The sequence below is a fragment of the Roseibium sp. genome (assembly GCF_965229775.1).
Lineage (GTDB): Bacteria > Pseudomonadota > Alphaproteobacteria > Rhizobiales > Stappiaceae > Roseibium.
On the sequence record NZ_OZ245929.1, the window covers coordinates 5591824 to 5615347 of the forward strand.

General features: G+C 61.0%; 22 protein-coding genes. 7 read left to right on the forward strand and 15 right to left on the reverse strand.

Going from position 1 to position 23524, the window contains the following annotated elements; translation table 11 throughout:
* Positions 1–13: 13 nt before the first annotated feature.
* The 8 genes from ACO07N_RS25560 to ACO07N_RS25595 form a co-directional block, all read right to left on the reverse strand.
* Positions 14–1582, reverse strand: a complete 1569-nt coding sequence (locus ACO07N_RS25560) for a DUF427 domain-containing protein (protein ID WP_421983697.1) — start codon at positions 1580–1582, stop codon at positions 14–16.
* A gap of 83 nt (positions 1583–1665) precedes the next feature.
* Positions 1666–2310, reverse strand: coding sequence for a GDSL-type esterase/lipase family protein (locus tag ACO07N_RS25565; RefSeq protein WP_421983698.1), 645 nt, complete (start codon positions 2308–2310; stop codon positions 1666–1668).
* 196 nt (positions 2311–2506) lie between these two features.
* Positions 2507–2992, reverse strand: coding sequence for a DUF427 domain-containing protein (locus tag ACO07N_RS25570; RefSeq protein ID WP_421983699.1), 486 nt, complete (start codon positions 2990–2992; stop codon positions 2507–2509).
* On the reverse strand, positions 2989–3378 hold the full coding sequence (locus ACO07N_RS25575; RefSeq protein WP_421983700.1) for a DUF4149 domain-containing protein: 390 nt from the start codon (positions 3376–3378) through the stop codon (positions 2989–2991). Before ACO07N_RS25575 ends, ACO07N_RS25570 begins: the two co-directional genes overlap by 4 nt.
* Complete coding sequence (locus ACO07N_RS25580) at positions 3378–4253, reverse strand: methyltransferase family protein (protein WP_421983701.1); 876 nt, start codon at positions 4251–4253, stop codon at positions 3378–3380. The genes ACO07N_RS25575 and ACO07N_RS25580 overlap by 1 nt, the downstream gene beginning before the upstream one ends.
* The gene (locus ACO07N_RS25585) at positions 4246–5193 is read right to left on the reverse strand and encodes an NAD(P)/FAD-dependent oxidoreductase (RefSeq protein ID WP_421983702.1); all 948 of its coding nucleotides are present in this window, start codon (positions 5191–5193) and stop codon (positions 4246–4248) included. The genes ACO07N_RS25580 and ACO07N_RS25585 overlap by 8 nt, the downstream gene beginning before the upstream one ends.
* 210 nt (positions 5194–5403) lie before the next feature.
* Positions 5404–6828 (reverse strand): aldehyde dehydrogenase family protein, encoded by a 1425-nt coding sequence (locus ACO07N_RS25590; protein ID WP_421983703.1) that lies wholly within the window; start codon positions 6826–6828, stop codon positions 5404–5406.
* Entirely contained in the window at positions 6828–7820 is a 993-nt protein-coding gene (locus ACO07N_RS25595) for an NAD(P)-dependent oxidoreductase (RefSeq protein WP_421983704.1), read from the reverse strand. Before ACO07N_RS25595 ends, ACO07N_RS25590 begins: the two co-directional genes overlap by 1 nt.
* A gap of 114 nt (positions 7821–7934) precedes the next feature.
* Between ACO07N_RS25595 and ACO07N_RS25600 the strand changes: the two genes are divergently transcribed.
* A complete protein-coding gene (locus tag ACO07N_RS25600) occupies positions 7935–8819 on the forward strand; it encodes a LysR substrate-binding domain-containing protein (RefSeq protein ID WP_421983705.1) in 885 nt (294 codons plus the stop codon).
* 26 nt (positions 8820–8845) lie between these two features.
* On the opposite strand, the gene ttcA is transcribed toward ACO07N_RS25600, so the two are convergent.
* From ttcA to ACO07N_RS25615, 3 genes are all read right to left on the reverse strand, one after another.
* Entirely contained in the window at positions 8846–9787 is a 942-nt protein-coding gene (gene ttcA, locus ACO07N_RS25605) for a tRNA 2-thiocytidine(32) synthetase TtcA (RefSeq protein WP_421983706.1), read from the reverse strand.
* Positions 9788–9946: 159 nt separating this feature from the next.
* A complete protein-coding gene (locus ACO07N_RS25610) occupies positions 9947–11845 on the reverse strand; it encodes a S8 family peptidase (RefSeq protein WP_421983707.1) in 1899 nt (632 codons plus the stop codon).
* Between the two features lie 40 nt (positions 11846–11885).
* The gene (locus tag ACO07N_RS25615; RefSeq protein WP_421983708.1) at positions 11886–12158 is read right to left on the reverse strand and encodes a hypothetical protein; all 273 of its coding nucleotides are present in this window, start codon (positions 12156–12158) and stop codon (positions 11886–11888) included.
* 370 nt (positions 12159–12528) lie between these two features.
* On the opposite strand from ACO07N_RS25615, the gene ACO07N_RS25620 reads away from it, so the two are divergent.
* The 3 genes from ACO07N_RS25620 (at position 12529) to ACO07N_RS25630 (ending at position 14768) form a co-directional block, all read left to right on the forward strand.
* Positions 12529–13017: a LysM peptidoglycan-binding domain-containing protein gene (locus ACO07N_RS25620; protein WP_319382766.1), complete on the forward strand. Its 489-nt coding sequence runs from the start codon at positions 12529–12531 to the stop codon at positions 13015–13017.
* Between the two features lie 276 nt (positions 13018–13293).
* The gene (locus ACO07N_RS25625) at positions 13294–13821 is read left to right on the forward strand and encodes an aggregation factor core (protein WP_421983709.1); all 528 of its coding nucleotides are present in this window, start codon (positions 13294–13296) and stop codon (positions 13819–13821) included.
* A gap of 197 nt (positions 13822–14018) precedes the next feature.
* Entirely contained in the window at positions 14019–14768 is a 750-nt protein-coding gene (locus ACO07N_RS25630; protein WP_421983710.1) for a VOC family protein, read from the forward strand.
* Positions 14769–14847: 79 nt separating this feature from the next.
* On the opposite strand, the gene rpsD is transcribed toward ACO07N_RS25630, so the two are convergent.
* Positions 14848–15465, reverse strand: a complete 618-nt coding sequence (gene rpsD / locus ACO07N_RS25635) for a 30S ribosomal protein S4 (protein ID WP_421983711.1) — start codon at positions 15463–15465, stop codon at positions 14848–14850.
* 621 nt (positions 15466–16086) lie between these two features.
* Here rpsD and ACO07N_RS25640 point away from each other — a divergent pair.
* On the forward strand, positions 16087–17883 hold the full coding sequence (locus tag ACO07N_RS25640; protein WP_421983712.1) for an EAL domain-containing protein: 1797 nt from the start codon (positions 16087–16089) through the stop codon (positions 17881–17883).
* A gap of 28 nt (positions 17884–17911) precedes the next feature.
* Here the strand turns inward: ACO07N_RS25640 and murI are convergent, their stop codons facing one another.
* The 3 genes from murI to ACO07N_RS25655 are packed head-to-tail and all read right to left on the reverse strand — an operon-like array spanning position 17912 to position 20457.
* Positions 17912–18721: a glutamate racemase gene (gene murI / locus ACO07N_RS25645; protein ID WP_421983713.1), complete on the reverse strand. Its 810-nt coding sequence runs from the start codon at positions 18719–18721 to the stop codon at positions 17912–17914.
* Entirely contained in the window at positions 18711–19523 is an 813-nt protein-coding gene (locus tag ACO07N_RS25650) for an RNA methyltransferase (protein ID WP_421983714.1), read from the reverse strand. The genes murI and ACO07N_RS25650 overlap by 11 nt, the downstream gene beginning before the upstream one ends.
* A gap of 52 nt (positions 19524–19575) precedes the next feature.
* The gene (locus ACO07N_RS25655; protein ID WP_421983715.1) at positions 19576–20457 is read right to left on the reverse strand and encodes a LysR family transcriptional regulator; all 882 of its coding nucleotides are present in this window, start codon (positions 20455–20457) and stop codon (positions 19576–19578) included.
* A gap of 92 nt (positions 20458–20549) precedes the next feature.
* On the opposite strand from ACO07N_RS25655, the gene ACO07N_RS25660 reads away from it, so the two are divergent.
* Both ACO07N_RS25660 and ACO07N_RS25665 read left to right on the forward strand, forming a co-directional pair.
* Positions 20550–21629 carry an L-dopachrome tautomerase-related protein gene (locus ACO07N_RS25660; protein ID WP_421983716.1) on the forward strand — a complete coding sequence of 360 codons (1080 nt, stop codon included), beginning with the start codon at positions 20550–20552 and terminating at the stop codon, positions 21627–21629.
* A gap of 804 nt (positions 21630–22433) precedes the next feature.
* A complete protein-coding gene (locus ACO07N_RS25665; RefSeq protein WP_421983717.1) occupies positions 22434–22949 on the forward strand; it encodes a lysozyme inhibitor LprI family protein in 516 nt (171 codons plus the stop codon).
* The last annotated feature ends 575 nt before the right edge of the window (positions 22950–23524 follow it).

Consider the following 23524-nt stretch of genomic DNA (forward strand, 5'->3'; position numbering starts at 1 on the left):
CATACAGAACCGCTTAATCCTTCCCCTTGGAACCCGTCTTGATCGCAAAGGATTCCAGGGGCTCCGCGACATTGTGCAGATCGAGACTGCCGAGCGCTTCCAGGGCAAAGCCGGATTCGCGTGCAACCTCCCCGGATGCGACGATTTCCTTCCCGTTGACCTTGCCATGCTCACCCAGACGCGCTGCCAGGTTCGCGGCGCTGCCGATGACCGTGAAATCCAGCCGTTCCTTTGATCCCACATTGCCGTAGGTCACATCTCCATAGGCAATGCCGATGGCGCAGGAGAGCGGCATGCCGCCATTCTCCTTGCATGGTTCGGCCAGGGCCTTGACGATTTCATCGGCGCTGGCCGCGGCCTGGCGGCAGGCCTGTGCATGACCGGCGCCAGCCGGAAAAATCGCCAGAACCGCATCGCCGATGAACTTGAGCACTTCGCCCTCATGCGCATTGACGATATCCGTCGCGGTTTCGAAAAACTGGTTCAGCACCGCGACGTAGTCATCGCGCCCAAGTTCGGTTTCGAGCCGCGTCGAGTGCCTGAGGTCGCAGAACAGGATCGCGGCATCGATCACGTCGCCATCGCCGCGGCGGATCTCACCGCCCAGAACGCGCGCGCCTGTGCGTTTGCCGAGGTAGGTCTCCAGCAGCGTCGTCGCGTTCGAAGTCAGCGCGAACACTTCGAACAGGCGGCTGATCAGCGCGGAACACTCGAAAATCAGTCCCAGATTTGCGGTCGTGAACCCGTTCGGATGATCGGAGGCAAGTGTCAGCACGTTGATCCGGCCATCTGAGAACGGCAGAGGCATCGCGACGTAGTCCGTCACCCCCTGTTCCTTCAGATCTTCCATGATCGGAAAGTCGAACTCGTCCGGATTGGTGTCGAGTTTCTGGCGGATACCGCCCAGCCCGTTTGCGACGTGCTGAAACGGACTGTCCCTGAAAACGGGACTTTCCAGGATCTCGTAGGACGGGTAGCGGCTGGTCACCTCGTCCTCGCCGCGGACCCAGATGCAGTTCTGCCCGGCCACCATCGGATGCAGCGACCAGATCAGGATGCTCATCCGGCTGACGGCTATTCCGTCGGCAACCAGCTTGTTGCCCAGTGCGGCGAGCAACTCTTCGGGGGTCTTGGCGAGCCAGGCCTCGCGCAGCAGCCAGTCGACGACAGGCCCGGAGATGTTGCCGGTCGGCATTTCGGCGACCGGGTCTCCGTCGTGGTCGATACTGGTGGTGACACCGGGCATGAAACCGACGCATCCATCAACCGCCTGCCCTTCGGGCAACGCCTTGGGATAGTGCCAGGCCCCGTATTGGATCGTCTCGCCGCCCACCGTCACGTGGCTGTAGGAGGCTGTTCCCTTGAAAGGACAGAAGGTCTTGTGCGCGGGCGCGGGCTCCAGATCGGCGAGCACGTCCTCGAACGGGAAATAGACAACCGGCGACAGCCGGGTCTCGTACATCACCCGGGCTTTCCTGGAACGCGCGACAATATGGGTGCCGCGCCGGGCGATCACCTCGCCGGACAGCTGTTCGACCACGATGCCGTAGTCATTCGAAGTCTGTTGAACGCGAACGGTCATTGACCATGAGATAGGTGAGCGGACAGGAACTGTCCAGACAAACGTGTCTCGCGGACGCGCGCCAAATCCCCACAGACGCCAGGCTATTGGTCCTCGAACCACGCGTTCCAGGCGGGCCAGTTGTCGACCAGGTTCGCGATCATGGCATATCCGGTCCCGTCGCAGTGGATCCTGTCGCCCCGTGTCAGGCTGGCCATGTAGTCTCGGTTGGCAAGCAGGGGCGTCTGCAGGTCGAAATAGGGAACCTCGAGCGTTTCCGCCAGCGTCTTGAACCGCGCGTTGAGTGCTGCCGCGTCCTTTTGAAAGAATGACACCTCCAGGCCTTCGCTCGGATGCATCGGGGAACAGGCTTCATTTGCAGGCGGCAGCCCGACCCACAGCGTCGGATAGGCCTCGGCGACTTCCTTCACGAAGGCCTCGGCTTCCTCGACGGAGGCATCTTCTTCGATCTGACGGCCGCTCCCGGTGATGTCGCCAATGTCGTTCATTCCGAATTGAAGAACCACCCTGTTGTCCGCGCCTTCCGGAAACCGGGCTTCGCAATCCCGCCGCCAGCGCGCGTGGATCTGGGACGTCGTTTCAGCGCGGATTCCGAGATCATAGAAGGACAGCTGCATGTCCCGGGTGAACCGGCGTTCGCACAAGCGCCCGATCCACCCCAGACAGCGTTCGTCGCCGGTCCCGTTGACGTAGCTGTCACCGACGAAGCAGATACGCAGATCGCGCATAAAGTCCTCCCAGAATTCAGAAAGACTAACCTCGCCCGATAAGTGCGGCAGGTCCAGCCCCGTTTCATCAAGGAAACCACGCCTGAACAGCAACGCCCCACTTGCGTGATCCACACCGTCAGGATTTCCGGTCAGTTTGACGAAACAAAGGTAACCGGTCTCGACGGTTCACCGGACCGGTGAACACAGCGGCTGATCACCAGTGCTCGGTGCCGGGAGCCCCCTTCGGCACTCCCCTGAGATTCGCCGTGATCCATCCGCCGTAGAAGTTGCCTGCCTGGGCGTCGACGGTCAGGTCACCGACCTGGCAGCCGTCCATCTTGTCCGCATAAAAGGCCAGGTGATGCCGGATCTGCACAAAGGTCCGCGTCGGCTCGTCGTAGCACCAGGCCGCCTTCCTGCTGACACGGTTCCCGACCCGCACATCAAAATAGCGCGCAAAGCCTTTCCATTCACAAAAGCTCCTGCCGGATGCCGGCACCAGGTCACAGACAACGTCTTCCGGCGGGATGTAGTAGGTGGGAGGATGATGCGTCTCCAGGACCCGGTAGGCCCGGAAACTGTCCACGATCAACGTGTCGGCAAAGACGATGCGGATCCGCTGCGGCACGGCCTCGACGAGCGGCGGCCGCGGATAGGACTGCACGTTTTCAACCGGCAGTGCGGGACCATCGCTGCTCATACGAACCTCGCAAGAACATAGGCGGCTGCGGCGATGTGGGCGAGCGTGATCAGAACGGACAGGCCGTGCAGGATCTTGAACCGTCCCTTGCTGCCCTCATCCGTCGCCTTGTTGATCGCCGGCATCAGGACCTGGCGTGTCGGGATGGTCGAAAGCGCGACCGCCGCCATGATCGATGCCGACACAAGGTCTCCGGAAAACAGACATAGCGCCGCAAGCGCCGAAACGCCGAGAACAAACAGATAGAAATACGGAAAGGCGCGCCGGATGGTGGGACTGGCGACGTCCGGCGGCAGGGCCGTGAACACGAAGGCTGCAAACCCGAACGCGTAAAGGACCATGCCCCCGAACAGCAGCGCACACAAAAGAAGTGCAAGTGTTTCCATCAATCAGCTTCCCTTTTTCGCGCGATGTGTCTGCCCTTGAAAGACGCGGTGCCGTCATGCCTCCGCACGGCACGGCCTGCCGCTGCCAGGCGCGGCAGCATGTAAGGCACCTGCGCACGGTAAAGCGCAAACCGCGCGCCGTAGACTGCTTGAAATCTCCGCTCCTTTAGCCTTGGGGCGAAGACGCAATAGGCTGTCAGGACCGTCGCGAGCACCAGTTGATCGGGGGTCCACACGGGCACCGCCCACAGTGTCAGCGCGAAGGCAACATAGATCGGTTGGCGTATCAGCCGGAACAGTCCCTTGTCCGGCATGTCGGGAAAGACGGGTCTGACTTTCGCCATGAGCGACATCCAACCCAGCGCTCCGGATTGGACCTCCGCCCCGGCATCGAAACTCGCCTTCATGAGGAGCAGCCAGGCGGCACCGTAGGCAGCGCTGGAAAACCAGAAAAGCACCCCTTCCGCCTGCCACCAGACAATCCCGGACGGTGTCCAGAGCGCGAACAGCGCGAGCAACTGTGCCGAGGCAATCGTGGCATAGGTCGTTGTCGACAAAACGCTGCCGTGAGGCCCCGGCACGAGGCGCTCCAGCAGTCGGCGGCCAGGCCCGGTCAAAAGGAAGGAATGCACGAGGGGAAACTGGAGGATCAACATAAGATTGACGAGCGCAGCCCAGGGCCAGGCAACCGTCCCGAAGCCGAGTTGCATGCCGCTGAACATGACGGTCATCATCGCGATCACCGCCATCGCAAAGACAAGATGACAGAGCACGCCGGAGAAAAGCGCAAGCAAGATGCGCGCGCGGCCCGGTGCGGGCTTGACTGCCCCCAGAACAAGCCGTGTGAGACCGGCGATGCGCGGATCATCAAGCATTCAGCTCCCCCAGCAGATCCTCTGCAATCGCCTTGCCGCTCATCCAGGCCGCTTCCACACGGGCATCGAGACACCAGTCACCGCCGAGATACAGCGTACCGGCCACATTGCGGCAGAACGGTTTGCCGAGCGGTTCCTCGACCTGCGCATAGCGCCAGCGGTGTGCACGTCTGTGCAGCACGCTCGACGGGTCCACCCGCAAGACACCGCAGAGACGCAGCAGCATTTCCTGCGCAACGTCTTCCGGCTCACGCTCCAGGTTCCTCTCGCTCCATTCGGCACTGGCCTGAACGACCCAGCTGTTCGTATCGGGCCGCTCCGGTTTGGAGCTGTTGAGCGCGATCCAGGCAAGATAGCTGTCTGGCGCGGAACGGCTCGTAAAGGGAATGTCATGCTGATCCGCAAAGGTCACCATCAGCGTCCAGCAGGGCGACATGCGGACACCGGCAACCGCCTTCGACAGCGGATGCTCCTCGCCGATCAGGTCGACCGTCTGCGGTTGCGGAGCCGTGATGATGATCCGGTCAAACTCAAGAACGCTGTCCAGATTGGTCGCCGCGCGCCAGTTGCCTTTGCCGGCGCTGAGTTCCGTAACGCGCGTGTTGCGCCTGATATCGAGCCCTTCGGCGAGCGCCTTGGCGATAGCGTTCATCGACGGGGTCCCGACAATGATCTCGCGGTCCATGCCTGACCAGACCGCGGCCGCACCTTCCCTGCTCAGGCTTGCAATCACGTCGCGAAAGTCGAGGCTTCTGGCAGTGATGAATTGCGCGCCGTGGTCAAACTGGAACCCCTCATCGGTCCGGCGCGTGGCAACGCGCCCGCCGACACCGCGCCCCTTCTCCAGGAGGACGGGAGTGTATCCGTGCTTTTGCAGAATGCGCGCGCAGGAGAGCCCGGCGATACCCGCGCCAATAATCCCGATCGCGTTTCTTTCCATCAGCGCACCGCCAACGCCGATTGCAAGGCAGCGTTGCGGCAAAGACGCGCCACGGGACGCGTTGCAATTGCGATCGTACGGGATCCGGATGACTTCATGGCACCACCAACCTGATTGCTTGTGTTGGTGTTACGCCTCACAAGCCGAATTGGATGGCGGCAATCGGACGCAGAAAAGCGCGCATGCAGCGAACCGGCGATCCGGTCGGCTTCACCCGGTGATCGCCTTTAGTTCCAGAAAGTCCTCGAGACCGAATTCGCCGTATTCGCGGCCATTGCCGGATTGCTTGTAGCCGCCGAACGGAACGTCCCAGTCCGGGCTCGCGCCATTGATATAGACGCTGCCTGCCCTGAGTTGCCGGGAGACGCGTCCAGCCCGTTCCGGGTCACCGGTCTGGATATAGGCGGCGAGGCCATAGGGCGTGTCGTTGGCCATCTGAATGGCTTCTTCTTCAGTTTCGAACGGGATCATCACCAGGACGGGTCCGAAGATTTCGTTGCGGGCGATCGACATCTGGTTGGTGACGCCTGCGAAGACCGTGGGCTTGACGAAATACCCCGTCTCGTAGCCTTCCGGCTTTCCCGGACCGCCCGCCACCAGCCGCGCACCGTCTGCGACACCGCGTTCGATATGCCCCTGGATGCGTTCATACTGGAGTTCGCTGATCACCGGTCCGATGTGGTCGCCGGGCTCGGACGGGTCGCCGACCCTGGTTTCCGGCGCGATTTTCTCCGCAAGCGCCACGACCTGCTCATAAACGCTGTTTTCGACGAGCAGCCGCGTCGGCGCATCACAGGACTGCCCCGTGTTGGAAAAGCAGCTTTCCAGCGAGAAGCGGACCGCCGTCTCCAGATCCGCATCCGCGAATACAAGGTTTGGTGATTTTCCGCCAAGTTCCAGGGCGACACGTTTGACGGTCGGTGCCGCGCTCTGCGTCACCGCGACCCCGGCCCGGGTCGACCCGGTGAAGGACATCATGTCGATACCCGGATGCGCGGACATCGCCGCCCCGACCCCGGGCCCATCTCCGTTGACGAGATTGAAGACACCGGCCGGACAACCGGCCTCATCCAGGATCTCCGCAAACAGCAATCCGGAAAGCGGGGCGATTTCGCTCGGTTTCAGCACCATCGTGCACCCTGCCGCGAGCGCGGGAGCGACCTTGGCGGCAATCTGGTTGATTGGCCAGTTCCACGGGGTGATGAGACCGCAGACACCGATCGGCTCATGTCTGAGAACGCTGCCGCCCCGCGGGCTCGGACGCTCGAACCGGTGCGACGTCAGAGCCTCCAGGGTCGCCTGCAAGTGCCCCGTACCGGCGGGTGTCTGCTGTTCGCGCACGAAGTCCGCCGGTGCTCCCATTTCCAGCCGGATGGCCTCGTCCATGTCCGCAGACCGGCGCTCATAGATGTCGATGATCCGCTGCAACAACGACGCCCGTTCTGCAACGCTTGTCCCTGACCAGGAAACGAAGGCGCGCTTTGCGGCCGCGACCGCGCGCTCGACGTCTGCAGCGGCACCGAGAGAGATGACGGCGACAGGCTTCTCGGTCGCCGGGTTGATCACCGCAAGGTCCCTCGCCTCTGCCGGATCAACCCATTTGCCGTCGATATAGAACTGCCGCTTTTCGATCATCAGCCTGCCGCTTTCCGCAAAAACTCTTCGCTCCCGGTGCCGCGAGTCGGCACGACCTCATATCCGGCTTCTTCAGGCTCGTCGTCAAGCATTTCCGCGGGGAAGCCCGGTGCGGTTATGTCCAGCCCCGTCGCGTCTTCAAGCCGTCGTATGATGTTGGGCGAGAGTTCCCTCGGTCCGTAGCGCCCGATGGCGTCGGCAAACAGCGTGTTGAGCAGCGGAGACAATTCCAGCGGCACGTCATGCGCGTCGGCGATCGACTGGAAGAGGCCGATATCCTTGGCCACCAGGTCCATGGTGAAGGAAATGTCGCGGGACCCGTTCAGGATCACCTGGCTCTCGGTCTCGTGGACAAAGGAATTTCCGGAAGAAATGCGGATCGCCTCGTAGGAGGTGTTCAGGTCCATGCCGGCCGCCTTGCACGTGACCAGCGCCTCGGCAAGCGAGACGAGGTTGGCGGTGGCAAGGTAGTTGGTCACCACCTTCAGGACGGAGGCGCTGCCGATCCCGCCTGTGTGCAGGACGCGCCGGCCGAGCACCGTCAGAAGCGGCAGGACCTTTTCAAACGTATCCCTTTCGCACCCGGCGAAGATGGAGATGTTCCCGGTCGCCGCGCGGTGGCATCCCCCCGAAACCGGGCATTCGATCGCCTCGCCGCCCCGGGCAATGACAAGATCGGCGAGACGACGCGTTTCGCCGGCATCGGTGGTCGACATTTCCGCCCAGACCGTGCCGGGTCCGATGCCCTGAAGAATCCCATCCGGGCCTTCGACAACAGTGGCACAGGCCGCCGGGCTCGGCAGGCACGTGATGACAATGTCGCAGGTTTCCGCCAGTTGCTTCGGACTGTCACCCCGCTTTGCGCCCGAGGCCACAAACTGTTCCATGAGATCACCGTTCAGATCCAGAACCGTGAGAGCGTGGCCGTTGCGCAGGATGCTGCCCGCAAGTTTGCCGCCGACATTGCCCAGACCGATGAAGCCGATATGCATGTTCTGCTCCTTGCCGTGTTGAAGTGCACTCAGCAAGCAGGTTGCGCCACCCCCAACCAAAAGAGAAACGATATAATCAGTGGACATTGCCTGTAATTTTTTATCAAATAACGCATGCAAGCCCTCCCGAACCTGCTCTGGCTCAGAAGTTTCGAAGCTGCCAGCCGCCTGCGCAGCTTCACCGCGGCGGGCAACGAACTCGGACTGACGCAGGCTGCGATCAGCACGCACATAAGCGCGCTCGAAACCCAGCTCGGACATCAGCTGCTTGAACGTACGACACGCAAGATCGAATTGACCGCGAGCGGCAGGGCCTATTTGCCGGCCGTACGCAAGGCGTTCCAGGAATTGGCGGTCTCGACCGAAGGCCTCTTCGGCAACCGGACGACCGGTTCCGTGACCATCCGTGCCCCCATTTCCGAAGGCGTGCTGCTGATCGCGCCCGCATTGCCGGCTTTTCGCGAAACGCACCCGGACATCGAGATCCGGCTCCTGTCCGCGATCTGGGCAAATACGGTGCTTGAGACCGGCATTGATATCGAAATCCGCCTCGGCGACGGCAACTGGCCCGGCATGCGTGCAGACTCCCTGGGTACGGAGTTCATTGTCCCCGTTTGCCACCCGGACCTAAAAACAAAGATTAACAAACCATCAGATCTTATTGAAATTGATAGAATTCACACGCTTGGATTTGACGACCACTGGTCTCGCTATTTCGACGCTGTCGGCCTTGACACTCCTCCGGACACCTCGACAATCACTGTCGACACGTCACTGACTGCGGTGGAACTGGCGGCCGCGCAAAGCGGAGTCGCATTGCTGCTGGAACGCGTCGCCATGAGCCTTGTCGCGAGCGGCCGGCTCGTCATCCCGTTCGAGGCGAAGATACCTTCCGTCCAGACCCACTACCTGCTGCAGCGTGACGCGGACCGGCCCCGCAAACCGGCTGCCCGAACCGTCGAGAACTGGCTGCGAAGGCTGTTTGCCGGGAACGGGTAGACCTAGGGCACGTCACCTGCCCGCGATCACTCGGCGGCAAACAGCTTTGCCGTCATGGCGAGACTGGCGCCGCAGGGTTCTTCCGCCTCTCCGGCCTCGTCCCCTGCCGCGCGATCCGACGGGCGCAGATTGACGAAGTCGTAGAGGGCACGATCGAGCAAATGCGAAGGACGCGTACGGCCGAGTGCTCTCGCCATGACACCAAGGCGGCCCGGTGACTGCTTTTCCCAGCCCTGCAGCATCCGCTTCACCTCTTCGCGCTGCAGCCCGTCCTGGGAGCCGCACAGGTTGCACGGTATGATCGGAAACTGCATGCCCGAGGCGAACTTCGCGATGTCGCGCTCGGCGCAATAGGCAAGCGGACGCAGGACCAGCAGATCGCCTTCATCATTGACAAGCTTCGGCGGCATGGACGCCAGACGGCCACCGTGGAAAAGGTTCATGAAGAAGGTTTCGAGAATGTCTTCCCGGTGATGACCGAGAACGATTGCCTCGCAGCCCTGCTCGCGGGCGATGCGGTAGAGAATGCCGCGCCGCAGACGCGAGCACAGCGAACAATAGGTCTGATGTGCAGGGATCTTGTCGGTCACGATGGAGTAGGTATCCTCGCGCACGATGATGTGCTCGATCCCGTTTTCCTCGAAGAACTTCGGCAGAATATCGGTCGGGAACCCCGGCTGCGCCTGGTCCAGGTTGCAGGCGACCAGATCCACCGGCAGCAATCCGCGCCAGTGGAGTTCGATCAGCACCGCCAGCAGCGTGTAGCTGTCCTTGCCGCCGGACAGGCAAACCAGCCACTTGGGTCTTTTCTGCTGCGAGGCATCCTTGGGCAGCATGCCGAAATCGTCTATCGCCTCGCGCGCCTGCCGCAGCAGACGCTTGCGCAGCTTCTTGAACTCCACGCTGGACGGCACGTTTCGCAGGAGCGCCGGCACATCCGTGGTGTTGGTATCGGTTATGTCATTCATCGCAAGGGCCCGGGCAGCAGGACGTGTCAGGTGTCGCGCTGATTTAGCCGAACAGGCCGGACTTGAAAAGACCTGTCCGAAGGCAGGCCTTCTCTTGTGCGATGGGTGATGCCGGCGGCACCGCCTTGCTGTGGGTCCGGGCAGCGCCGCCTTCTCGGCTCAGACCGCGCGGTAACGCTGGGCGACGGTGTCGAAGGCAAAACGCGTGTCGACACCCCTGATCTCGGCGATCAGGTCGAAATTGTCGCTTCCGGTGGATGAATAGCCTTCATCGACGAAAATGCGGCCAAGAGCGTCCGACGCGATACTGCCCCACCAGCGATACCGCGACCCGCCAACGGGACCCGCGATTTCGACCGCCTGGCCGGCAAGCGACGAGACCCGGAACAGGATCGCCATTTTCGACAGGATGCCGTCCGCATCGGCCCGCAGCGGCTGCGCCGACACAAGCGCCTGCTGCATAACGAAGGTCGAATGGGCAGCCACCAGCTGCGGGCTGATATCAATCAGTGCGCGCACTTCCAGAGGCCGCCAACGTTCGACCTCGCGGCGGAAGGCGACGGAACGCCGATTGCCGCCGACGCCGAAGAGCGCACCCGCAAGCGCCGGAATGTCAGGCCTGTTGCCGATACGCTGCGTTGCCGGACGTCCGGGCGCATCCTGCTGCGGACTGCCGGTCGTGCGAAGCGCGTTTCTGAGCTCGTCAGGCGTGAACACGGGCCTGTTTCTGGCACGCGCCATGCCCTGCACGCAGGCAAGCGCACCGGTGACGATCGGCGATGCACTTGATGTTCCGGAGAACGTATCCGTGTACCAGAGATCCTCGTCGGTGCCGCCCTGCAGATCGCCGTAGCCGCAGGTCGTGACCTCCCGGCCCCAGCCCTGCGCGTCCACAAGTGCACCGTAGTTGGAGAAGCCCAGCCGCGACCGGTCGGGCCCGTGGTTGCGGCCATGGGTACCGGGAGGCGGCGCACCCGCCCCCACGACGATCGCTCCCGAATCCCGGTTGGTCCTCCGGAACGGGTTGGTCCATCCGGCCGGAAAACCGAAGCCCGGTGTTTCGTAGAGGGCGTCGTCGAGATCTTCGGCGCCGTTTCCGGCAGCTTCCACCACGATGATGCCCCGCCGCGCAGCGTTCAGAATGGCAGCGAAATCATCCGGCCACCATTCAACAGCGATGTAACCGCGCTGGTCCGGCCTCAGTTGAAAATTGTGCCGTGGCCCCGGCCGGTGCATTTCCAGGAGCAGGATGTCGCCCGCACCCAGCCGCGCGGCCGCATGGTTGATCGCCCCGGCCGACCCGAGCGTGCGGTGGGAAACCGCCGTGCAGATTGCCTCGGGAGAAATTCCGGTGACACCGAACGGGTTCTCGTCACCGCCGTATTCGCCCAGGACCGCGGTCCCGTGATTGCGCCAACTCACGTCGTTGAACTCCACCCCGCCGACAACGCCGCCCTGGCGCTCGATCAGGTCTTCGTGGCTGAAGCGCCACGCCCCTTCGATGTCGGTGATGTGGATGCCGGTGCCGCGCCCTCCGGCCTGGCTCCATGCCCAGCGCGCGTCGACGCCCGCCGGTGCCGGGTCCAGATAGATCTGCCGGGCGATGAAGTCAGGCGTTGCCGGCGGCGGAACGTCCGGCACCGCAACCATCGCATTCATGGCGCCGGAGACGTCAGGTGCCTCCTCGGGCAATTCCGCGGGCGGCTTGATATAGACGGCTTCGAATATGTCATTGTCGAGAAGCTCTTTCTGCAGATCCTCAAGATCCGCATCCGGCGCGGACAGCTTGTAGAAGCCGGAGAGATTTTCCAGCGGTGCCATCGCGGACGGCGCCTGTGCCGCAACGGCCGCATCCACGCGTTCTTCGGACGGGCCGAACAGGGGTGTTGCGACACAATTGTGTTTCTTGAACGCCTTTTCCGCTTTTGTTGTCTTCGAGCCGCCGAGGGACCGCAGACTCGCGCCCGCAACGCGCAATCCGACATCCGGCTTGGCAAGCGCGATCAGTTCAGGGTGGCGCCCCTGTGGTGCAGATACTTTCCGTGTCTTCCTGGCCATGGTGTTTCCTCCTGCATGGAAGACGAACCGGCCGGCAGAATTACGGAAGCCCGATATCAGGCTTCACATAGACGGATAAAACTCCGTCGAATTTCTTGATGCTTTCAGCAAAATCACCGGCCTGTTCGTCCAGAAAAAATGTGACGAAATAACTGTCACCCGCCTCCGGATTGGGCGTTGCCAGATCAAAATTGGAACGCGCATTGCGCTGTTTGCTTTCCGACGCGATTTCAATCGCGTCAGCCCTGGTCAGCCTTTCTCCTTGCAAATCCGAGAAAAGCGCGGCGGACATCAGAACGACGACTTCTGCCAAGGGAGCGACCCGCAATACGACAAGTGACAAATAAACCACGTCAGGCTATGCCCAAAAATCAGTCAATTCAACGAACAAATGCCGATAAATTAAATTCAACCTAATGAACAACCAGAAGATGACCTAAGGTAATTTATTTAATTTAATGAAGTAATTAAGATATTAAAGCAATTAATCAAGTGATTTGTAAATACATACACTCAACCATCTAGCGATTCAGGAAAAATTGTCTTTCCTGCGCGGTTTTCTCATTCAGGTTGTATGTAAAGTTGCATCTGTTCAGGCAGTGCAGTGGCGGTGTACGCTTTTCGCAGCCTGCCCGTGAAGAAACATTTCCGGTTCGGGCAGTGCGGTACGGGAGGGTTTCGAAATGACGGTTACACTCGACATTCAGCAGCCACAGCCTTTCGATCTTGTCGGTTCGACGATCATGATAGCGGGCAACGCCGCTGCATTCGAAGGGACACTCACCATCCGCGTGTCCGAAGGGCATGATGAATATTCCTCCTTCACCAATGTCGGCTCGCTTGGCCTCCGGCAGTTCCAGGCCTCGATCGACATACCCGACACGAACACGTTCCAGCTCAACAGGCTCTTCCTGACGCTGGCGGACGACACCGGCAACGAAAACGGTCCATCCGTCGTCATTCCTGTGCTGTTCGGACCGAAGATCCTACCCGGTTACGGAGGCTGGCAGCCTTACACGGTCCAGTCGGGTGACACCCTTTCCCAGATTGCGCAGCAACAATATGGAAACTCGAATTTTCAGCCGATCTTCGAAGCGAACCGGCACATCCTGAGCGATCCGAACGTGATCTTTCCGGGCCAGCTGTTGAGAATACCGCGCAACGACATCTGACGGCACGCAGGCACCGGGGCGGCCAGCCCACTGTGTGCGCCTTCAATCGCGGACGCTGAGACGAAACCCGGCAGGCTTCACGCCTGCCGTTTTTCATGCAACGCCGCGTGGCATTCACGCTGCACGAGTTTCCTTTCACTTCAAGTTACTGACTTACTTAATTTTTTCACCCCAACCCTTCAGCTTTCACGAATTCTCGAACCGCCCGCGGCCTCGCTGCGTATCAGGAGGGAATTGAAAACAGGAACCGAGATGACCGAAAGAGGAAGGGATCAGATGAACTTCAGAGGAACGATCACGCGAAGCACGGGATGTGTCGCCGCATGTGTGTTCACGGCATTCATGACCACATCCGCCGTTGCCGACATATCCATCCGCTTCGACGAAGGCGCACCGAAGGACAGGTTCACGTTCGAAAACGTCGGGAGCTGCCCGATCAGCGCTTCAAAGCTTGTCCTGGACATCTCCGGGTCAAAAGCGGGTCTTATCTTTGACACAACCGGTTCCGGCGCCGGTGTGGAGGTCTTTCAGCCGTTCGAAATCGTCAACGGGTCGAAGTCGTTGGCAGCCGTCACGCCCGTGAAGGATGGTGACAGCGAGATCACCCTGTCCATCGCCGACCTGCAGCCCGGCGCAAAAATCGCCTTCACGATCGACGTCGACGACACGGCCGGCGGGCGCGAGATCACCGTTTCCGGATCGGAAATCGAAGGCGCCCTGGTGACCTTCAGCAACAAGGGTAAAACGGCGACCGCAGCTCTATCCTCCAGCGCAACGGCGCTGATAAAGACGGGCGCTTGCTGACACAGCGGAGTGCCGCGCCTTCGAACGCGAATATCCCCTTGAAAGGCGCGTATGTCTTCGGTGACGGAAGACGGTAGGCATTGGCGGGAAACGTTCCGCCTCCCCGAGAAACAGTGACCGGACCGCCAGACGAAACATCTTGTGCGGCCGGTTACCGCAGGGCATCCTTGCCCGGTCAGGACAAAGATCGCCGCAGCATGCCACTTCCGAAAATCGCCACCCTCACCCTCAACGTTGCAGATCCGGCCGGCCTCGCCGCATTCTACTGCGAGGTTCTTGGCATGACGTGCATTGAGACTGTCCCTTCCCTTGCCGTCGGCTATGGCGGCGAAGGTGCGCGGCTGGAGTTCCTGCCATGTTCCGGCGCTGCACCCTTTCAGCCAGGTCAAAGCGACCGCTACTGGAAGATCGCCATCACGCTTCCGGACCTGGACTGCGCTTACCGGCAACTCAGTGCAAGGGGGATACAGGTCACCGCTCCGAACCAGTTTCGGGACATCGCCTATATGAGCCATCTGGCCGATCCGGAAGGCCACACGATCGAACTGATCCAGCACACGTTCGACGGCAACGACCTGACCTGCCCGGGCAACGATGCTCTGCCCCTTGGCGGCGGGGCACGCCTTGGCCTCATCACGCTGCGCACCGACGATCTGGACACGGATTTCAGAACCTGCCGGGACGAACTCGGTATGCGTTATCTGTCACGCCAGGATGTGCCCGATCTCGATTTCTGCCTGTATTTCTTCGCATTCACCGAAGAGACCCTGCCCGTTCCGGATGTCGATGCGGTCGAAAACCGCGAGTGGCTGTGGCAGCGCCCCTATACGGTGCTGGAGTTTCAGCACAGGAACGAGGGGCATATCATTCACCGGTCCGGCGACAAACGGGGGGCTGCCACCGTCGCGATCGAAACCCTCGACGGGCAGAAAACCGCGCTGCATTGAACGGCTGCCCGGCGGACAAGGTGAAAAAAGAAAAAGCCCGCCAAACGGCGGGCTTCTCTTGAACCGTATTCGGCGCTGATCAGCGCGAATAGAACTCGACAACCAGGTTCGGTTCCATCTGCACCGGATACGGTACGTCAGCGAACGCGGGAACGCGGCTGTAGGTTGCGGTCATCTTGGCATGGTCGGCATCGACATAGTCCGGAACGTCACGCTCTGCGGACTGCACGGCTTCCAGAACCAGTGCAAGCTGCTTGGAGCGCTCACGGATCTCGACAACATCACCCGGACGCAGCTGGTAGCTCGGGATGTTGACGCGCTTGCCGTTGACCTTGATGTGGCCGTGGTTGATGAACTGACGGGCAGCAAAAACGGTCGGAACGAACTTGGCGCGGTAGATGATCGCGTCGAGACGGCGCTCCAGCAGGCCGATCAGGTTTTCCGAGGTATCGCCCTTCAGACGGGACGCTTCGGCATAGACCTTGCGGAACTGCTTTTCGGAAATGTTGCCGTAGTAGCCTTTCAGCTTCTGCTTGGCGCGGAGCTGAACACCGAAGTCGGACAGTTTGCCTTTGCGGCGCTGGCCGTGCTGGCCGGGGCCGTATTCACGCTTGTTGGCCGGGCTCTTCGGACGACCCCAGATGTTTTCGCCCATCCGGCGGTCGAGTTTGTATTTAACGCTGTGGCGCTTTGACATCGCGGTTTCCTTTGAATTCGCGTTGTTGTTCTAAAAGGAAACGCGCCCTCCTTTATCCTGACCCAAGGCATACGCCTTTTGGCCCGGATCGACAGGGGTTCAACAAGCGGCGCCAGCTGAACACCCACGGGTGCGTAGATCCGGAAGGCAAAACCCGCCGGACCGCGCGGGAGATACAGCGATCACCCGCAAATGTCAACGCCGATGCTTCGCCTGCGCCGTCCTTACCTCGACGAAGGTCGCTCCGTATGGGCCAGGGATCGCCGAAGCGCGTTGGCATCAGCGCCGTGCACATGCGCTCCGGCATCGCGCAAATCGCAGCACAGCACACAGATTCGCCGCAAATTTAACGCCGGACAGCACGCAAACGAGGCACTTTTCTGCCAGATGGCCAGAAAAAAATTCAACGAAAGACAATCGATATCAAACGCTTGAATTAACTTAATTTAAACGCGAACCGCCGTTACGGAAAAACAATGCATACATTTAGGAAAAATTAATTGCAATTTTTCACTATGCAATCAGCCCTGCAACCATGGATATTAATATCAGTGACAATTGAGGGCATGACATTACGAAAATTAGGGCTCTTGCGCCTCTGGCCTGTTTCCAGGATCCGACATGCACGCCAATATCAACCCTCCGCAGGACAAGGACCTGGGCAGCTCGGCAAGCGAATTGCAATCCGCTGACGACTGCTGCAACCAGGTCAATTTCCTGCTTCAGCCGATTGCCGACATAGGTACGGGCGTCGTCTACGGTTATGATGCCCAGCCGCAGATCGTCGACGGACCCCATGTCGGAACCTACGAAGAGCTGACTGAAATCGCGTTCAGGAAGGGTTTGCTGCCCGAACTGAACACGTTGCTCTTCGAAAAGGTTCTGACCAGCTTCAAGAAACTCCGCATTGCGCAAGGGACAAAACTCTTCTTCAAGCTGGACGGACGGGATCTCGGACACCAGCAGCATCCTGGAAGCACGTTTTCCGCCAAGGTTGTCGCCGCCGGTCTGCAAACCCACCAGATCTGCATTGCCTTTTCCGAACGTCACCGGCAGACGGTGGCGGACGGCGTCGAACATGCCATCGATGATCTGCGCGACTCAGGCTTCATGATCGCCCTGGTGGAGTTCGGCCAGGCATCCTCCGAGCTGCGCATGCTGCATGATCTGTCGCCCGATTACGTCAAGATCGACCGGTTTTTTCTCGCCAATGTCGACAGCGATCCGCGCCGGAAACTCTTCGTGACGACGGTGGCGAACCTCGCCCACGTGCTCGGCGCGCGCGTCATTGCCGAGGGCGCGGAAACAGAGCGGGAATTCAAGGCCTGCCGTGAAATCGGCTGCGACCTGGTTCAAGGCGCATTCGTGGCCGGTCCGATTTCCAGACCCGCCTCCGTGAAGCTGTTTTACGAGCATTTGAGACGGCCCGAGGCCGGTCTGAAAAAGCGCAGCGAGCAAGACAGGATACGCAGCGAACTGATCCAGCTGCCGACAATCAATCTGCATGCCTCCATGGGTGAACTGCTGGACATGGTTGTTCACAACCAGGAGGGAAACGCGATCCCGGTCGTCGACGACAACCAGGAGCCGCGGGGATTTGTTCACGAACGGGATCTGAAGAAATACCTCTATTCCGGCGCGGCCACCGACGAAAAGCCGCAGCTTGATCTGGAGGCGCCGATAAGACCCTTCGTCCGCGCCTGCCCGATCGCCGACATCAATTCCAACGCCGACATGCTGCTCGTAACATTTGCCTCGTCGATCAACTCCGACGGCATCATCCTGACCGAGAACTTTCACTATGCCGGTTTCCTGTCGGCAACGTCGCTCCTGAAGATCATTCACGAAAAGCGCCTTCAGGAAGCCCAGGACCAGAACCCGCTGAGCCGCCTTCCCGGCAACAGCGCTGTCACGCGCTATATTGCCGAAGCTGCCCGCAAGGGGGCCCACGAGCGTCATCTCTGTTACCTCGACTTCGACAACTTCAAGCCCTTCAACGATACCTACGGCTACAAGCAGGGTGACCGCGCGATCATCCTGTTCAGCGAGTTGCTGCAGCGGCACGTCTCCGGCACCGGCACGTTTCACGGCCACGTCGGCGGAGACGATTTCTTTGCCGGGTTTCAGCAGATGGACCAGACGGATGTCGCGTCCCGACTGCTCGCCCTCAAGCGCGCTTTCCGGGACGACGTGGAGAGTTTTTACGAACCCGTTCACCGGGAACAGGGTTTCATGGAAGCACAGGACCGTTTCGGCACGACCCGGCAATTCCCGCTGCTGCAGTGTTCCATCTCGATCCTCAGCCTGTCCAGGGGACTGACCATGCATCCCGATGCGCTGAACGACGAGATCAGCAGTCTCAAGCTTGCGGCCAAACGCTCCGACGACGGCATCGCCGTGAAGAGCCTTGCCGCCTAGCGCACGGACTCATCAATGCAGCCGTCCCCTAGAGCGTCAGCCCGAATCCCGCCAGCAGGCGCATCAGCGCCGGATCTTTTGGGGCGGAGGTAAACACGGCCCGGTCCAGCGCACCGGACGGCGCATGCGCGGCGTTTCCCTCCAGGACCCGGACAAGCTGACGCGCAATGGCTTCAGCCGGATCCAGCCAGTCGACCGGCCAGGGGGCAATCTTGCGGAAACGGTTCGTCAGAAACGGGTAGTGCGTGCATGCGAGCACCACGACGTCCGTCCTTTTGCCGTCCCGTTCCAGAAAACAATCGGAGATCTCGGCAACGAGCTCCTGGTCCGCGACCTCCTGGCCGCGCAGGTGCCGTTCGGACAGTTCCGCCAGCTTGTCGGAACCGACCAGACGCACGTGGCACTGGCTGGCAAAGCTGTCGATCAGGCTGCGCGTGTAGGTTCTGCGTACCGTCCCGGGGGTCGCCAGCACCGAAATCAGGCCTGAGGACGTCTGTTCCGCAGCCGGCTTGATCGCAGGGACGGTCCCGACGAAGGGTGTTTCCGGATGGGCCTTGCGCAGAGCCTCGCCGGCAAGCGTAAACGCCGTGTTGCAGGCGATCACGACCGCCTTCGGCCGGTGGTGCGCAATCAGTTCCTGAAACAGCGACAGCAAACGCGCCTTGAGATCGTCTTCGGCCCAGCGGCCGATCGGAAAGGCGGCGTCATCGGCTACATAGAGGAGGGTTTCGTAGGGCAGCAGGTAGCGCGCCTCACGCAGGACCGTCAGGCCGCCGAGACCGGAATCGAAGATCAGCACCGGGCGATCGCGGCGCGGGAGTGTATCTTCAGTCTCCACGTCCCTCACCGCCACGATCCTTGCGCGGCCGCGGCTCGCGCTTTTCCAGCGACGCGACGATGCCGCGCAGCGCCCGCACTTCCTGCTCGGTCAGCTCCGCCTTCTGGAAAATGTTGCGAAGCGTGCGCACCATGTGCGGCCTTCTCTCCGGCGGCCGGAAGAATGTCACCTCGTCGAGCGCTCCTTCCAGGTGCTCGAAAAAGCGCAGGACATCTTCCTTCTTCGCCGGCGGATGCTCCTCTTCCGACAGGATGAAGGGAAGCGCGCCGGACGTTGCCGTCTTGCGCCACTCATAGGCGCAGACAAGAACGGCCTGGGCAATGTTCAGCGATGCGAAATCCGGGTCGACCGGCAGGGTGACGATCTCGTCGGCCAGCGCCACCTCGTCATTGTTGAGGCCCCAGCGCTCCCGGCCGAAAAGATACCCTGTCGCATGGCCCTTTTCGCCGAATTCCACCGACTTCTGTGCCGCTTCGCCTGGGCCGCGAACGGGCTTTGGCACCTCCCGCGACCGCGCCGTCGTTGCATAGACGAATTGCAGATCGGCAATGGCAGCCTCAACGCTTTCGAACACCTGGACATTGTCAATCACATGGTCTGCCCGGCTGGCGGCGGCCCGCGCCTTTTCGCTCGGCCAGCCGTCACGCGGATTGACGATCCGCAAGTCGACAAGGCCGAAATTCGCCATTGCCCGCGCCGCCGTGCCGATGTTTTCCCCGAGTTGGGGTTCGCACAGGATCACGGCGGGAGGCCTGGCCGTGACGGCCCGGGCTTCGTCTCTGATTTTTGCATTCTTGCTCATGACGCGGGGTTTAGCGCCTCCTTGGAAAAATGAAAAGCACAAGCAGGAAAGATCATCGGCGAAAGGCCCGCCTGGCAACCTCGTGAAAGGCCTTGGTCTTGCGGCCAGACCGGCTTTCGGCTGCAAACACAAACCACACGGGCGCTTCCGGCGCATGCAGGCATCCCGGCAGGACTTCGACAAGCGTGCCTTTTTCCAGTTCGTCCTTGACGGCCATGCGCGATTTCACGGCGATGCCAAGCCCTTCCACCGCCCCGGCTGTCAACATGTCGGAATTCGACACCGCTATGCTTCTGCTGACCGTGAATGGACGCTTGCGGCCCTTCGCGTCATTGACGTCGAAACGGGTCTGCCAGGGAAGACAGACCCAGGGGCAGTCCCTGAGATCGTCCACCGATCGCGGTTCGCCCGTCGTTTCCAGGAGAGACGGCGATGCACAGACGATCCGGTCATTGTCGCTGAGCTTCCGGGCGACCAGCGCGCTGTCCGCCAACTGTCCGACCCGGATCGCGCAATCCTGCGCCTCCTCGACCAGCGGCACGAAGCGGTCGACGGCCAGGAACTCGATGGTGAGGTCGGGATTGGCCCGCCGAAACTCGCCCAGAACCGGCATGATGAACCGGGACAGGATCCAGGGGGACATCGTCACCCGCAAATGACCGCGCAGGCGCGCCGTGCCGCTGCCGACTTCCATCTCTGCCTGCTGCAGGTCATCGAGAATGACATCGACCCGTTCGAGAAAAATCTGCCCTTCGTCCGTCAGCCGGAAGGTCCGGCTATTGCGGTGGAACAGGGTGATGCCGAGCGCCTGCTCCAGTTTTGCGATCCGGTGGCTGGTGGTCGCCGTCGAAATGCCGAGCTGGCCGGCTGCCGAGGTGATGCCGCCGGTTCTCGCGACAGTGACGAAGGTTTGCAGGTCCGCGATGCTGTACATTCGATTTTTTCTAACGCTGCTTTTGAAAATCAGGGAGTTCTGTTCGAAATCTAGAACAATTAAACCCTCCACATCAACATATGGAGGAGCCCATGAAACGCTTTTTGGCAGCCGCCGGTCTCAGCGCAGCCCTGATCATCCCGGCCGCAGCGGACGGTATCGAAACCTATCTCGACTTCGACAAATCCATGCCGCCGGGCAACCTGGCGATCGGACCGGACGGCCGCATGTTCATGTCGGTTCACGAGTTCTACGGCCCGGAACTGCGTGTCGTCGAGGTGATGAAGGACGGCTCAACCAAGCCCTATCCGAGCGAAGCCTGGGCGCGCGCGCCGCAGGAAGACGGTGACGGCCTCAAGGGTGTTCTCGGATTGCGCGCGGACCGGGACGGCATCCTTTGGATGCTGGACGGTCAGGGCGAGAACCAGACGGGCCGCGTCGTCGGCTGGAACACGAAAACCGAGCAGTTGCATGCGATCCACTATATCGGCGCACCGGTCGCCCGGCCGACATCGTTCCTGAACGACCTCGCCGTCGACCGCGATCACGAGGCCATCTACATTTCCGACACGGGCGACGGGGCGAATTCGGCCCTGATCGTCGTCGACCTTGAAACCGGCCGGTCGCGCCGCGTTCTGGAAGGCTCGAAATTCACGACCCCGGAAGACACGCCCATGGTGATCGACGGGCGCGAGATCCTGCTCGGCGGCAATCCGGCCAAGATCGGCGTCAACCCGATCACGGTCGACCCGACCAACACCTGGGTCTATTTCGCCCCGATGACGGCCAGCGCCATGTACCGCGTCCGTACCGCGGATCTTCTGAACGAAGAGCTGACCGACGAGGACCTTGCCGAGCGGGTCGAACGGTACGGCGACAAGCCGATCTCGGACGGCTCGACAGTCGACACCGGCGGCAATGTCTACATCACCGCCATGACGGACAACGCGATCGGTGTCACCAGGCCCGACGGCAGCTACGAGGTCCTGTTCCAGTCCGATGAGGATCTGCCCTGGCCGGACGGTTTCTCGATCGGCGCGGACGGCTACGTCTATGCGACCATCAACGAACTGCACCGCTCTCCGGTTCTGAACGGCGGTGAGGATGCATCCCTCGGCACCTACAAGATCGTGCGTTTCCCGGCCCTTGCCGACGCCGTCAGCGGCCGCTAGGCACCTGAATCTGAAGTTCGACTCCTGTTGCGGCGGGCTTCGAACGAACTTCAGATTCAAGAAGGTGACTAGCAAGTCTATGTTTCTAGTGCGGTTTACGAATTTGAAGTTCGCTTCGCAGACTGCTGCAGCAATGATGCGAACTTCAAATTCACCGCACTAGGCACCTCACCTTCAATTCCGGATCACCCGGCAGGACACACAGTTGTCTTGCCGGGTTTTCTGTTTCGCGAGACGGAATGCAATATCCACCATGGACATGGTCGTGCCAATACCTGGCGAAAAAACTGCGCCGTTTTTTTGCAGCCCATCCTTGGAGGACAATAGGAGCAAAGCTCCGTCATTCCGGACAAGTGTGGCCCTGCCGAATGCAGATCCGGAACCTGCGCCCGGCTTGAACGGGTTATCAGAGATCAGCGTGAGCGAAGCGAACTCCTAAATCTGTTTTTTGGAAGATGCCGCGCCACGGGCGCGAGATGATTTCGGGATTCCGGATCGGCGTGCAGCTTTTGCTGCACTTGTCCGGAATGACGTAGAGGCGATTGCGTTGCCTGGCCCCTCTCCCATTTTGTCATCCCTGCACCCGCTTTCGCGGGCGTAAACTCCGGCAGGGATCCAGTAAACGCAAGACTTTGAACAAACCCGAGGCGCTGCAGTGTACTGGCTCCCGGATCTCCGCTGCGCTCCGCCGGGGATGACGACGGGACTTCACAACTCGTGGCTTTGCTCCGTAGACTGACGTCCCAGCACCGGCCGGGCGCAATAACCACTGCTCCCCGGCAGAAACCATTCCGGAGGCCTCGCATGTTCAAACCGCAGTTTCTGGCCCTCTTCTGTCTGAGCACCGCGTGGGCCTTGAGCGCTGAGGCGCAGGACGTCAGGTATTCAGACCAACCGCTTGAAGCCTGTCTTCAGGCGTCAACAACCGCGCGTGAGGACCAGGGCTGCATCGGTCTTGCCTCGCAGGCCTGCCAGAACGCCAATGACCTCGGCGGCACCACGGTCGGGATGGTCGCCTGCGGCGGCAGGGAGGCCGAGTTCTGGGACAGGAAGCTCAACGAAGTCTACGGAACACTCGTCAAGAAGGCCGAGGCCAACGACAGGGAAATGAAGGAAATCGGTGCGACCGTCCCGCTGATCCTGCCGGCTCTGCGCGACATGCAAAGGGCCTGGATCACCTATCGCGACAGGACATGCGACTACGAATACTCGCAATGGGGCGGCGGCACTGGAGGCGGCCCGGCAATCGTGGCTTGCCAGTCCAGAATGACGGCGCTGCAATACATCTACCTGAAACACTCCTGGCCTTTCGACAACTGACCTCGCAGGCGCGTAACGCCCACACCCCCGCCTTGTCATCCCTGCGCAAGCCGGGAACCTGTAAACGCAAGACTTTGTAAAGACCTGAGGCGCTGCGGTGTGCTGGTTCCCGGATCTCCGCTGCGCTGCGCCCGGGATGACGGTGGAGTGTGCGACGTTCCCCTGCCGTCATTCCGGACAAGTGAGGCGAAGCCGAGCGCGGATCCGGAATCCAGAATTCTGCGTGAGCGAAGCGAACACCCTTCTCAAGACCACTATGATAAGCCGCGCCTTCGGCGCGAAGTACATCTGGATTCCGGATCGGCGCGCAGCTGTCGCTGCACTGGTCCGGAATGACGACGATGCGATTGCAGAGCCTGCCTCCCCCAGCCTTGTCATCCCTGCACCCGCTTTCGCGGGCGTAAACTCAGGCAGGGAACCAGTAAACGCAGATCTTGCCTGGAACTGAAGCTTTGCGGTGTACTGGCTCTCGGATCTCCGCTGCGCTGCGTCAGGGATGACGAAGGAGTGTGCGACGTTCCCCCGCCGTCATTCCGGACAAGTGAGGCGAAGCCGAGCGCGGATCCGGAATCCAG